Raw genomic sequence first — 12,728 nt, 5'->3', positions numbered from 1 at the left:
CCTACGGCCCCACGTCCACGTCGCGCTGGAGCCAACCCACGCCCCCGCGCCCGTCCCGCACCACCACCCAGACCGAGATTCGCTGCGCCTTGTCCGGCGTCTCGTACTTCGACGTGGGGTCTCCGGGCCGTCCATCCACCGGCTCCTGCGAGCGGAACTCCTTCACCTCTCCATCCCCCGACGCGAACCAGCTGTAGAACACCTGCTCGGTGCGAGGCCCGTCCTCCGCCGCGTACACCTCCGCGCTGCCCTGCGTGAGCACCGGCCGGAACACCACCTCCGCGTCCACCGGCAGCGGCCCCACCAGCGGCGCGTCGTTCCACAAGATGTCCGCCACCGCGGGGTTGTGATTCGGCGCCGTCGTCGACCGAACCAACACCTGCCGGATTCCGCGCTCCACCCCCTCCGGCGTGCCCGAGCCGTCCGACGCCTCGTACCCCACGAAGAGCGGAATGCCCTTCTCCAACGCCTCACGCGTCCGAGGGTCATTCGGGTCCGGCGTCGGCCCTCCATTCGGATTCGCCGCCGTCAGCGCCTGCGCCAGCACCGCCTGCACCTGCGGGTCCTGCAACGACAACACGCCCCCCTGCAACGCCACCCCCGCCTCCCCAGGGCACCGGCCGTCGTAGGGATTCCCATCCAACCTGCACAGCGCATACGTCACCGTCACGGGACGCGCGTCCGGCGTCACCGCCAAGGCACTGAACGACACCGGCCCCGGCAGCTCTCCCGTGTCTGGATTCAGCACCAGCTCCGGAGGCTCCGCGCGGATGCCCAGCACGCGCACGCGCCGGATTTCGCTCTGCAGCTCGAAGTCGGGACCACAGCCCAGGCTTGCTCCCAGCACCGCGGCCAGGGTGATGAAGACTCGCGCGCGCATGCTCAGAAGCTCCCCTTCGCGCCGAGGACGGGAAGGATGGGCAGTCCCTCGAAGTAGGCGCTCTGGCTGTAGTTGTAGTTGTAGGCGATGCCCTCCACCGCCGGGTTGTGGTACGCGTTCGTCAAGTCCAGGTAGAGGTCCAGCGTCCACGTGTCGAAGACCAGGACCTTGTCCACGCGGATATCCAGCTGGTTGAACGACGGCAGCCGCCGCGAGTTCACCGCCGCGAACAACGGCAGGAACACGTCGTTGGTGTCATCGCGCACCGAGCCCACCACCGGCGTCGTCGGATTCCCCGACGCGAAGCGGAAGCGCGCTCCCACCTCCCAGCCTCTCGGCAGCTTGTAGGACGCAATCGCCGTCAGCACGTGCGTCTGGTCATTGTCGAACTTGCGCCACGCCGCACCCGGCGCGTCCCGCCGCTCGCTGCGGCTCAGCGTGTACGAAATCCAGCCGAACAGGCGCTCCGTCAACGAGCGGCGGATGAGCACCTCCAGCCCGTAGATGCGCCCCACCCCGCCATTCTTCAGCCGCTCCGGGACCCGCTCACCGCCGCGCTCCACCAGCGCATCCGAGCGCACGATGAGGTCATCCAGGTCGTTGTAGAAGACCTCGCTGCTGACGAACCACTCCTGCCGTGGCTGCCACTCCGCCCCCACGCTGTACTGCAGCGAGCGCTTGGCCTTCAGGTCCGGATTGCCGAAGTCCACGCTGGCCTCATCCTGGATGGGAGGCCCGTGGTACACGCCCGCGCCGCCCTTCAACGTCACCGCGTCCGTGAGCGCGTAGCGCACCGCCAGCCGCGGGTTGAGCGTGTACCGGGCCTCCTTCTGGTCCGTGAACACATACCCCTCCGCGCGCACGCCCGGCACCACCAGCAGCCCCTTCACCGGACTCAAGCGGCCCTCCACCCACAGCGAGGGGAAGAACTGCACGAAGTCCCCATCCGCCGTGACAAGCGCCTCGTTGATGAGCGGCCGAGGCGGCTCCCCCTCGCGCGGCGGACGCTGGATGAGCGCCTTCACCTGCGCGAAGTTGCTCGTCACGTCCACGCCGCCCGCCAGCGTCAGCGACTCGCGCAGCACGTACTCCGCCGTGGAGCGCAGGCTCAGGTCCGTGGACGCGATGCGCAGATTGCGCGCCCCCACCGCGAACTCCACCAGCGTGTTGCCCACCAGCGCCTGCGTGTCCAACGTGAGCGCGTCCGCGCGGTACTGGTGCCTCAGCCGCAACTGGTTGAAGCCCGTGGTGACGTCCAGTCCGCCCGTGACGGTGGGGTCATTGTCCGACGGCCGGTCGAACACCAACCCCAGCCTGTCTCGCGACGTGAGCCCCTGGAGCGAGAACGTGTGCCGAGGCAGCGCCTTCGGCTTCCACACCAGCTTCAGCTGCGCGTCGTAGTAGCGCGGCGCCACCTGGAGGCTCGGCCCATCTCCCTCCGGCACCAGCCCCAGCACCAGGTCCACGTACGAGCGCCGTCCACCGATGGCGAACCCCAACGTGTCCGTGATCGGCCCCTCGATGACCGCGTTGGACTCGATGAGGCTCACGCCCGCCGTGGCGTGGAGGCGGTCCATCTTCGGCTCGCGGCTGCGCACGTTGATGACGCCGCCCGTGATGTCGCCGTAGTACGAGGAGAAGTTGCCGGGCAGGTAGTCGAGCGCGTCCAGCAGCTCGGAGTTGTAGACACTCGTCAGGCCGCCGAAGTGGAACAGCAGCGGGATGCGCTGGCCGTCCAGGAAGACGCCGGACTCCTGCGGACTGGTGCCTCGGATGACCAGCTGGCCTCCATTGAACGCGGGGCGCGCGACGCCGGGCAGGTTCTGCACCACCTTGAGCGTGTCGCCCTGCGTGCCGGGCACGCGCTGCACCTCCGCCACTTGCAGCGTGGTGCTCGTCACCTCCTTGCGCTCGCGCTCGCTGCGCACCACCGTCTCGAACGCGCTGAAGATGCGCTTCTGCACGTAGTACGTGGCGCGCGTCTCCAGCCCCTCCGACAGCGTCTCCTTCGTGCGGAAGCGGTCATACCCGCCCAGCACCACCAGCACCTCGTGCGTGCCCAGCGGGACGCCTCGGAAGGAGAAGCGCCCGTCCTCGTCCGCGACGGTGGACAGGCCCAGGTCGGGAATCACGACCTCCGCGCCCGCCAGCGGCTTGCGAGAGCCTCGCTCCAGCGCCCGGCCGCTGAAGTTCACCGGCGCTTCGGGCGTGGCGACGCCGCCGTCCTCGGACGGCTCGGGCGGCACGGGCCGGAAGACGAACTGGTACGCGTACTGGATGCGCACCGGCGCGGGGACATGGTCCACCTGCGCGGGCTCGAACTGGAACTGCTTCACCGCCTCCACCGCGGCCTCGTCGAAGCCGTGTCCGGCGGCTTCCGTCACCTCGACATTCGTGACGGCGCCCGTCTCCGAGATGTCGATGAGCATCACCACCGTCCCCTCCAGCTGCTGGGCGGCGGCCTCGGGGGGATACGGTGCTTCCACCTGACGCAGCAGCTCCGGGGGCTTGGTCAGCACACCCGTGGGGACGCCCGCGTCGGGGTCGGCGACGCCACCATCCGGGGCCTGGGCCAGCGCCCCGGTGGCGACGAAGAAACAGAGGACGGCGAAGAGCGTTTTCATGAGGGGAAGAGCGCGTGAATCACGCCCTTCCCCGAAGCTCTCACAACTTGGGCGCGAGCACGATTTCGATGCGGCGGTTCATGCTGCGGTTCTCCGCCGAATCGTTCGCGGCGATGGGCTGGTACTGGCCGTAGCCCGCCGCCGACAGCCGGGTCGGGTCCACGCCCGAGTCCTGGAGCGTCCGCACCACCGCCATGGCGCGCGCCAGGCTCAGCTCCCAGTTCGTCTGGAACTGGCCGCCGCCCGTGGGCACGTCGTCCGTGTGGCCTTCCACGCGGATGATCTTCCCCTGCACCGTCTTGAGCGCCTCGGCGATCTTCACCAGCGCCGCCGTGCCTTCCTTGCCCACCCGCGACGAGCCGGAGGCGAAGAGAATCTTGTCCTTGAGCTGCACCGTCATCCGGCCCTTCAGCTCGGACAGCTCGATCTTCCCTTCCGAAATCTCCTGCTTGAGGCTCTGCGCCAGGTTCTCGTACTCGGAGCTCTTCTTCTCCAGCTCCTCCTTCGCCTGCGCCAGCTTCTTGGAGTTGCGCGCCAGCTCGTCGTTGAGCGCGGAGAGCTTCGCGTTCTCGTCCTGCAGCGCGCGACGCTCGGCGGCGCCCGCCGTGAGCCGTGACTCGGAGGTGGTCAGCCGCGTCTCCAGCGCCTGCTTCTCCTGCGCCTGCGTGGTGATCTGCTCCGACAGCTCCTTCACCTTGGCCTCGGCGGCCGCGCGAGCACCCTTCTCGTCGTTGAGCCCCTTGGAGAGTTGGTCCGCCTCCAGGGCCTTCGCGTCGAACGTGCCTTGCGTGACGCAACCCGTGGAGAGCGCCACCAGCGATGCCAGAATCAGCCGTGTCCGCATGTGTATGATTTCTCCCGACAACAATGGTTTGTGCTCCAGCGTACCGCTCATGGAGCGCCAGGTCAGGAAGAACCCACAGAACTTCTGCTGTCCCCGGGCCGCCAGGCGGCCCCTCGGGACGGTTCAGCGCGGGAAGATGGGGTGCACGTCCAGCCACGCCGAAAAGAGCGCATCCGCAAAGGATTTCCCGGGGATGAAGACCCCCCCACTGGCTTCCCCTGCGATCTCCAACCCACCCCCGGGCGTGTACGTGATGATGAGGTCTCCGCCCTTCTCCACGTCGCGCAGCGAGCCCAGCATCACCCCGACCTGCTGAGCCAGCGGGCCCTCGCGCAGGTCCGGGTTGCGGTGCAGGCCGTTGCGCAGGCTCTCCACCAGTTGGGAGCGGCTGATGTCACGCAGGAAGCGGAAGTGGAGGCGCTTGACGCTGTTGGAGGCGATGGCCTCCGACGCGCTGCGCGGGTGGTCCTCCAGGTAGAGGCTCCACACGTAGACCTTGAAGATGAAGCGCTTGTGCAGCTCCATGTGGGCCAGCGCCACGGTGCGGCCCTGCAGCGTCAGCGAGTCCGGCATGCGGACGCCGCCCACCTGCTTCTGCCCGGCGAACGCCACCCCGGAAACCAGGGTCAGCGACAGCACGAGCCCCCGCGCGAAACTGCGCAACGCCTGCTCCTTCATGCGTCCGACCCCCGCCCTGCCCGAGTCCGGTTCCCCCTGAGGTGCGCACGTCCCCGGCATTCCGCCAGCCAAAGCCCCCGCCGCCCTGTCGCACAGTGGACGGGGAAGACACGAGGTGAGGCCCGCCCCATGCCGAGCGTCAAGACGCCGGGCAGACCCGCTCTCGGAGCCAGGAGCAGGGACGAAGGAGGGAACTCGCGGGGACGTGGAACCATGACGCTCGTTGGAGAACATACCAGTGCTCTCTGACGTGTGCGCCAGGGACCTTTGGACAAGAGTCCCTGAGGCCCGCCGGACTACGGCGTGCCGGGCAGGACACGCTCCAGCAGCGCGCCGGACCAGGTGAGGCCGCTGCCGACCACGCTGAGCACCACCGCGTCCCCCAGCGAGGCGTCGTCCCAGTGCTCGCTCAGCACCCCGGGGGCCCCGGCCGCGCCCGTGTTGCCTCGGACGTGGACGTTGTAGAGGTGGCGGGCCTCGGGCACCTCGCAGCGGCGCTGGACGGACTCCAGCATGCGCAGGTTGGCCTGGTGGCCGATGAAGGTGATGTCCTCCGGGCCCTTGCCTGGATGCCGGGCGAGGTAGTGGCCTCGCAAGTCCAGCAGGGTCTCCCCCGAGCGGCGGATGGCGAACTTCTGCACCTCCGCGCCGTGCTGGGTGAAGTGCCCCACGCGAGGCACCCGCACCTTCTCCGCGCCGGACGGGTCTCCCGCGAGCCGGGTCTCGGTGACGCGCCAGCGGCCGGGCACTCGCGGCGACAGCACGGCCGCCGAGGAGCCATCTCCCCACAGCACCGCCGAGGAGCGGTCCGAGTAGTCCACCACGCGCGTGGAGTTGTCCACGTTGACCACCAGCACGTACTCGGGCAGCCGCTCCGGGCGCATGCCGGTGAGGAAGTGCAGCTGCGTGCAGAACGACGAGCAGGCGCTCTGGAGGTCCACCGCCGGCGCGTCGATGCCCAGCTTCTCCGCCACGCGGTTGGACTCCGCGGGGATGCACTCGTCCGGACTGCACCCACCGCCCACCACCAGGCCGATGTCCGAAGGCTTCAGCCCCGCGCGCTCCAGGGCCATGCGCGCCGCCCGGGCTCCTGTCTCCGCGTTGCTGAAGAGGGCCGCCTCCTGCGCGGCGCGCACGTCCCGGTTGCGAGTCTCCCGCAGGTATTCCAGCGGCAGCACCGTGTGGCGGGAACGGATGCCCACTCGCTCCAGGATCCAGGCCTCCGACGTCTCGAGCCCCAGCTCCTCGAGAAAGCGATTCGTCAGGAGGTTGGGGGGATGAAAGTGACCGAGCGCGTGCAAGTACATGTCAATCCTCCAACCCCGTACCCTGCCCATTCTCTGTCAGCGGCCTGTCACGCCCGCGCCGCTCCGCAAGGCCGCCCGTGCTGCGTGCGGCGCTCCGGACCAACCCACCCTCATCCCCCTTCTCTGACGCGACGTGTCGTCAGCTCACTTCCTGGGCGCGCGCGGCAGGACCTTGGAGGTGAGGTGGACGCGCATCTCGCCCGTGCCCTGGACCTCCATGCCGCGCTGGCGCAGCGCCTCCTGGGGGATGAGCTTCACGGGCCCGCCCATGGAAATCTCGGTGACGACGGTGCCGTCGACCAGGACGTGGAGGGACCCCTTCGCGTGAATCTCCAGGGAGACGGGGGACTCCTCGCTCTCGACGGCGACGATGGTGGTGCTCACGGAGAAGACGCCCATCTGCCCGCGCGTGTCGTCGCGAATCTCCGTCAACTCGACGCGCGTGTCGTTGTAGCTCATGCCCTCCGGGGCGGTGACCTGGAGCTCCTCCTCGAAGGCGTCCGCCACGGCCTGCACGCTGTCACCGACCTTGAGGGGCTCGGTGGGGAAGGCCGCGACGAGCGGGTCCTCGCGGCCCAGGCCCTTCAGGTCCCCGCGCACCTTCGTCTGCTCGTTGCCCGGCACGGGCTTGCCCTGGGCGTTGGTCACCACGACAGCGCCCTTCTTGAACTCACCCAGGTAGGTCTTCTTGCTGACGGGAGCGGGCGAACGCACCTCCTTGCCGTCCGCCATCTTCACCTCGTCCATCTCACCGTAGGCGACCTGCGCGCGCATCACCGCGTTCCCCTTCACCGCGAGCACGGTGAAGACCTGCGTCTCAATCACCGTGGTGGACGCGACGATGGGGATGGGCTGGATGCTCGGCGCGGTGGCCTTGAAGTCGAAGGCCATCTCCATGCGCGTCTGGTTCTCCTCGCGCGCGCCCACCACGGGCGCCTTCTTGGTGAAGCGCAGCGTCCGGACCTCCGCCTCGGCTCCCAGGGCGACCGGCGATACCAGCAATCCCATCACGACGACCCAAGACCCCATGTAGCGCATGTGTTCTCCCCTCACGCCAATCCTTTCATGCGGCGGATATGCCCGTCAGTGAAAAGAAGAAGGCCCTCCAAGGCAATGACTCGCATGGGCGGGATACAGTCCCGCGCATGAGCACCACGGAAGCATCCCGGGTTCATTTCCGCACGTGCAACCTGTGCGAGGCGATGTGTGGCCTTCGCATCGAGCTGAAGGGGGAGCGCATCACCTCCATCCGGGGAGACGACGAGGACCCGTTCAGCCGCGGTCACGTCTGCCCCAAGGCGCTGGCGCTCGAGGACTTGCACGAGGACCCGGACCGGCTGCGCCACCCGCTGCGGCGCACGGCGACGGGCTGGGAGCAGGTGTCCTGGAACGAAGCGGTGGACGAGGCCGCGCGCAAGCTGCACGCGGTGCAGGAGGCGCACGGGAAGGACGCGGTGGCCACGTACCTGGGCAACCCCAACGTGCACAACCTGGGCAACATGGTGTTCGCGCCCGCGCTGGTGAAGACGCTGCGCTCGCGCAACCGCTTCTCCGCGACATCGGTGGACCAACTGCCGCACCAGCTCGTGTCCTACGCGATGTTCGGCCACCAGCTCCTCATCCCCATTCCGGACCTGGACCACACGAAGCATCTGCTGGTGCTGGGCGCCAATCCGCTCGCCTCCAACGGCAGCTTGATGACGGCGCCGGACATCCGCGCGCGGCTGCGAGCCCTCCAGGAGCGCGGCGGCAAGCTCGTCGTCGTGGACCCGCGCCGCACGGAGACGGCCGCCATCGCCGACACCCACGTCTTCATCCGCCCCGGCACCGACGCGCTGCTGCTCCTCGCCCTGGTGCACGTGGCCCTGGTGGAGCATTCACCGCGGCCCAACCATTTGAGCGCGCGGATGGAGGGGCTCGACGCGGTGAAGGCGCTGGTCCGCGACTTCCCTCCGGAGCGCGCCGCGCGGCACACGGGCGTCTCCGTCGAGGTGATTCGCGGGCTGGCGCGGGACTTCATCACGTCCGAGAGCGCCGTCTGCTACGGGCGCATGGGCCTGTCCACCCAGCCCTTCGGCTCGCTGTGCCAGTGGCTCATCAACGTCCTCAACATCGCGACGGGAAACCTGGACCGGCGGGGCGGCGCCATGTTCACGCAGCCCGCGTTCGACATCGTCGGGGGCCCTCGCGCGATGGGGCTCGGCCGAGGCAGCCTGGGCCGCTGGAAGAGCCGCGTGCGAGGGCTGCCGGAGTTCGGCGGTGAGCTGCCCTCCGCCGTCATGGCCGAGGAGATGCTCACCCCGGGCGACGGACGCATCCGCGCGCTCGTCACCCTGGCGGGCAACCCCGTGCTGTCCACGCCCAATGGCGCGCAGTTGGAGCGCGCGCTCGCGGGCCTGGACTTCATGGTGAGCCTGGACCCGTACCTCAACGAGACGACGCGCCACGCCCACCTCATCCTCCCGCCCGTCTCACCGCTGGAGCGCGGCCACTACGACGTGGCCTTCCACGTGCTGGCCGTGCGCAACACCGCCAAGTACTCGCCGCCCCTCTTCGAGCCCGCGCCCGATGCCCACGAGGACTGGCAGACGACGCTCGAGCTCCAGCACCGCCTTGAAAACCTGCGGCGAGGCCGGCCCTCGCTGAGGAAGACGCTCCTGCACCAGGCCTTGCGGCGCCTGGGGCCGGAGCGGCTCCTGGACATCGGCCTGCGCATGGGGCCACACGGCGCGCACTTCAATCCGCTGCGACAGGGGATGTCCCTGGCGAAGCTGCGGGCGTCACCTCACGGCGTGGACCTGGGTCCGCTCCAGCCGTGTCTGCCGGGCCGGCTCCAGACGAAGGACCGCCGCATCCACCTGGCCCCCGAGGTCCTCACCGCGGACCTGCGGCGGCTGAGCGACACCTTCCCGGCGAGCACCGCGACCGACGTGGAGACGGGAGACGAGCGCCTGCTGCTCATCGGCCGACGCCACCTGCGCGACAACAACTCCTGGATGCACAACGTGCAGGGGCTGGTGAAGGGCAAGCCGCGCTGCACGCTGATGATGCATCCCGAGGACGCGGCGAGGCTGGGGCTCGCCGACGGGATGGACGCCGTCGTCACCTCCCGCGTGGGCGAGGTGACGGTGCCCGTGGCGGTGACGGGCGACATCATGCCGGGCGTGGTGAGCCTGCCTCACGGCTATGGCCATCGACGCGAGGGCACGGGCCAGCGCATCGCCGCCGAGCACGCGGGCATCAGCCACAACGACCTCACGGACGAGCTGGCCGTGGACGTGCCCAGCGGCAACGCCGCCTTCAACGGTACACCGGTGCGGGTGAAGCCGGCCGAGGCGCCGAGGGCAACCGCCACACCAGCGGCGTGAGCGCGCCGGCCAGGACGAAGACGAGCTGCACCAGGTGGCTCAGCAGCGCCACGGACATCGCGCGCGCCGTGGTGGTGTCCAGCACGCCCGCGGCCAGCGCGAAGGCGCCATCGCTCACGCCCACCTGCCCTGGCACCAGCGAGCCCACCGCGAGCGCGCACAGGTAGAGTCCCTGGGAGAACAGCGCCTGCACCAGGGACGTGTCGATGCCCACCGCGTGCGTGAGCACCGCGTACTGGGCCACCTGGAGACCTCGGCTGCTCAAGAAGGCCAGCAGGGGCCCCCACGGGAGGAGCGCGCCGTGACATGCCGTCTCGCGGAACTGCTCCGTGTGGTGGGCCAGGCGCTGGGAGCGGCGCGCGAGCCACGAGCAGGGACGCCGCGCCCGCATGCACGCGCGCATCCCCACGGAGGCGCCCACCAGCAGCACGCCATGGCCCAGCATCGCGAAGGTGAAGGCGGACCCGCCCGTCAGCACGTAGGACGCCGCCGCGCAGGGGAAGGAGATGAAGCCGCCCGCGGCCAGGGACGCGGCCTGGGACGTGGCCGCCGCCGCCGTCGCCGTGGCGCCGCCCATGTGCGGGGACAGGAGCGCGGCCTTGGTGGCCTCCGCCGCCGCGCGGCCCGCGGGCGCCATGCTGGACACCGCGGTGCCGATGAGCTGCGCGCGCACCAGCTGTCTCATGGGGACGTGCTCCGCCCTGGCGCCATATGCGGCCCGCGTGGCGAGCGCGTCCATGGCCTGACGCCCCACCTCCAGGAGCGCCACCCACGGCAGCCACGGCGCCGCGTCCAGGAGGACCTGACCCAGCTCCCGGGGGCCCACGCGACGCACCAGGAGCGCCAGCATGCCCAGCCCCATCATCGCGAACAGGGGCCTGAGCCATCCCGCCGCCCTTCGCTTCCAGGGCACCCCCACCGGCCGCGCCACCGCCGGCGGCGCCATCACCGCGGCCCGCATCGGCCGCCCCAGGGCCATCTCCCCGCGCACGTTGTCCACCGTCGCCTCCTCGCCGCCCGACCACCGTGGAAGGTGGACAGCCTCCCTCCGGATGGCGAGGGTCGCCCGCCGCCTGGTGGCTCATGCGCGGGGGGCTCGCGTCGAACGGTGGACACCGAGTGCCGCCCGCCCCACCCCCTGGCGCGGGTTGCCGTGGCAACCTGGAGTGTGTGCTCGGCTCCGGCGCCGAAGGTCGCTAGGGTGACACCCGATTCTCCCACGCACTGGAGCGACACATGAAAGCGGTCCGCTTCTCGAAGTTCGGGCATCCGTTGAAGGTGGTGGAGGTGGTGGAGGAGCCCGACGCGGAGCTCAAGTCCGGCGAGGCGCGCCTGGAGGTGCTGGCCACGCCCATCAACCCCTCGGACCTCCTCACCCTCACGGGCCAGTACGGCTCGCTGCCGAAGCTGCCCGCGGTGCCCGGCAACGAGGGCGTGGGCCGCGTCGTCGAAGTGAAGGACACGACCTCCGTGCGCGTGGGAGACGTGGTGTTCCTGCCCCTGGGCTCGGGCACGTGGCGCACGAGCATGGTGGCGCCCGCGGAGGGGCTGCAGGTGGTGCCGCCGGGCACGGACTTGAAGCAGGCGTCCATGCTGTTCATCAACCCGCCCACCGCCGACATCCTCCTGCGCGAGTTCATCACCCTCCAGCCCGGCGACTGGGTGCTGCAGAACGCCGCCAACTCCGGCGTGGGCCGCTACCTCATCACCCTGGCGAAGCGCGCGGGCTACAAGACGCTCAACGTGGTGCGCCGCGAGGAGCTGGCGAAGGAGCTCACCGAGCTGGGCGCGGACGTCGTGCTGACGGACACGGATGAATTGCCCAAGCAGGTGCGCGAGGCGACGGGCGGCGCCAAGGTGCGGCTGGCCATCGACGCGGTGGGCGGAGACTCCACGCGGCGGCTCGGCGACTCGCTGGCGCCGGGCGGCACGGTGGTCAACTACGGCGTCATGTCCGGCAAGGGCCCCAAGCTGTCGGCGGAGGCGTCCATCTTCAAGGACATCACCCTGCGCGGCTTCTGGCTGGTGCTGTGGCTCAAGCGCGCCTCGCGCGAGCAGCAGGGGGAGATGTTCGGCCGGCTGGCGAAGCTCGTCACGGACGGCACGCTGAGGACACCCGTCGAGGGCACCTTCTCGCTGGACGCCATCCAGGACGCGCTGGCGCGCGGGATGGAAGGGGGCCGCGGCGGCAAGGTGCTGCTCACGCCCAACGGACCTGTTTGACGAACACCCTCGCGGGAGACACGGCCATGAAACGCGTGGAAGGCAAGGTGGCACTGATTACGGGCGCGGCGGGCGGGCTGGGCAGCGCGGCGGCGCGGATGCTCGCGCGCGAAGGCGCACGGGTGGTCGTCACGGACCGGGCCTCGCAGGAAGCCGAAGGACGCGCGGTGGCCGAGTCGCTGGGAGACGGCCAGGGCCTCTTCCTGGCGCTGGACGTCACGCGCGAGGAGGACTGGGTCCGCGCCATGGAGGCGACCCAGGAGCGCTTCGGCCGGCTGGACGTGCTCGTCAACAACGCGGGCATGGGCATCCCCAAGGACGTGGAGAGCCTCTCCCTGGAGGAGTGGCGGCTGGTGCACGCCGTGAACCTGGACGGCACGTTCCTGGGCTGCAAGCACGGCATCCGCGCCATGCGCCAGTGCGGCGCGCGAGGCTCCATCATCAACGTCTCCTCGCAGGCGGGCCTCATGGGCGTGCCTTCACTCGCGGCCTATGCCAGCGCGAAGGGCGCCGTGCGCATGTTCACGAAGACGGTGGCGCTGCACTGCGCGGAGAAGGGCTACGGCATCCGCTGCAACTCCATCCACCCCACCTTCATCGAGACGAACATGGTGAAGGCGCTGCTGGAGGCCAGTGGTGCGCCGGACCGCGCGCGCGAGGGGATGCGCCGCTCCATCCCCCTGGGCTCGCTGGGGGAGCCGGACGATGTCGCCCACGGCATCGTCTACCTCGCCTCGGATGAGTCGAAGCTGATGACGGGCGCGGAGCTGGTGCTCGACGGCGGAGGCACCGCGTAGCCCCCAG

Annotated in this window: 10 protein-coding genes; 3 read left to right on the top strand and 7 right to left on the bottom strand. The window is 70.0% G+C overall.

Annotation, left to right across the window (positions count from 1 at the left end; translation table 11 throughout):
* Position 1: 1 nt before the first annotated feature.
* The 6 genes from MYSTI_RS04270 to MYSTI_RS04245 all read right to left on the bottom strand — a co-directional run bounded on the left by MYSTI_RS04270 (position 2) and on the right by MYSTI_RS04245 (position 7,371).
* On the bottom strand, positions 2-880 hold the full coding sequence (locus MYSTI_RS04270) for a lipoprotein (protein WP_015346469.1): 879 nt from the start codon (positions 878-880) through the stop codon (positions 2-4).
* Between the two features lie 2 nt (positions 881-882).
* Positions 883-3,504 carry a TonB-dependent receptor gene (locus tag MYSTI_RS04265; protein ID WP_015346468.1) on the bottom strand — a complete coding sequence of 874 codons (2,622 nt, stop codon included), beginning with the start codon at positions 3,502-3,504 and terminating at the stop codon, positions 883-885.
* Between the two features lie 40 nt (positions 3,505-3,544).
* Complete coding sequence (locus MYSTI_RS04260) at positions 3,545-4,348, bottom strand: OmpA/MotB family protein (protein ID WP_015346467.1); 804 nt, start codon at positions 4,346-4,348, stop codon at positions 3,545-3,547.
* Positions 4,349-4,471: 123 nt separating this feature from the next.
* Positions 4,472-5,026 carry a chalcone isomerase family protein gene (locus tag MYSTI_RS04255; RefSeq protein ID WP_015346466.1) on the bottom strand — a complete coding sequence of 185 codons (555 nt, stop codon included), beginning with the start codon at positions 5,024-5,026 and terminating at the stop codon, positions 4,472-4,474.
* A 296-nt stretch (positions 5,027-5,322) separates the two neighbouring features.
* A complete protein-coding gene (locus MYSTI_RS04250; protein ID WP_015346465.1) occupies positions 5,323-6,333 on the bottom strand; it encodes a 3-oxoacyl-ACP synthase III family protein in 1,011 nt (336 codons plus the stop codon).
* Between the two features lie 144 nt (positions 6,334-6,477).
* Complete coding sequence (locus tag MYSTI_RS04245; RefSeq protein WP_015346464.1) at positions 6,478-7,371, bottom strand: hypothetical protein; 894 nt, start codon at positions 7,369-7,371, stop codon at positions 6,478-6,480.
* A 107-nt stretch (positions 7,372-7,478) separates the two neighbouring features.
* Here MYSTI_RS04245 and MYSTI_RS04240 point away from each other — a divergent pair, with 107 nt between their 5' ends.
* On the top strand, positions 7,479-9,701 hold the full coding sequence (locus MYSTI_RS04240; RefSeq protein WP_044278727.1) for a molybdopterin oxidoreductase family protein: 2,223 nt from the start codon (positions 7,479-7,481) through the stop codon (positions 9,699-9,701).
* On the opposite strand, the gene MYSTI_RS04235 is transcribed toward MYSTI_RS04240, so the two are convergent.
* Positions 9,634-10,701 (bottom strand): lysylphosphatidylglycerol synthase domain-containing protein, encoded by a 1,068-nt coding sequence (locus tag MYSTI_RS04235; RefSeq protein WP_015346462.1) that lies wholly within the window; start codon positions 10,699-10,701, stop codon positions 9,634-9,636. The genes MYSTI_RS04240 and MYSTI_RS04235 overlap by 68 nt on opposite strands.
* A gap of 236 nt (positions 10,702-10,937) precedes the next feature.
* On the opposite strand from MYSTI_RS04235, the gene MYSTI_RS04230 reads away from it, so the two are divergent.
* Both MYSTI_RS04230 and MYSTI_RS04225 read left to right on the top strand, forming a co-directional pair.
* Entirely contained in the window at positions 10,938-11,924 is a 987-nt protein-coding gene (locus MYSTI_RS04230; RefSeq protein WP_015346461.1) for a zinc-dependent alcohol dehydrogenase family protein, read from the top strand.
* 26 nt (positions 11,925-11,950) lie between these two features.
* The gene (locus tag MYSTI_RS04225) at positions 11,951-12,721 is read left to right on the top strand and encodes a glucose 1-dehydrogenase (RefSeq protein ID WP_015346460.1); all 771 of its coding nucleotides are present in this window, start codon (positions 11,951-11,953) and stop codon (positions 12,719-12,721) included.
* The last annotated feature ends 7 nt before the right edge of the window (positions 12,722-12,728 follow it).

Origin of the sequence: Myxococcus stipitatus DSM 14675, from assembly GCF_000331735.1 — a bacterium.
Classification (GTDB): Bacteria; Myxococcota; Myxococcia; order Myxococcales; family Myxococcaceae; genus Myxococcus; species Myxococcus stipitatus.
The sequence above is the reverse complement of the archived record's forward strand: the minus strand, read 5'-3'. Positions and strand labels throughout refer to the sequence as shown.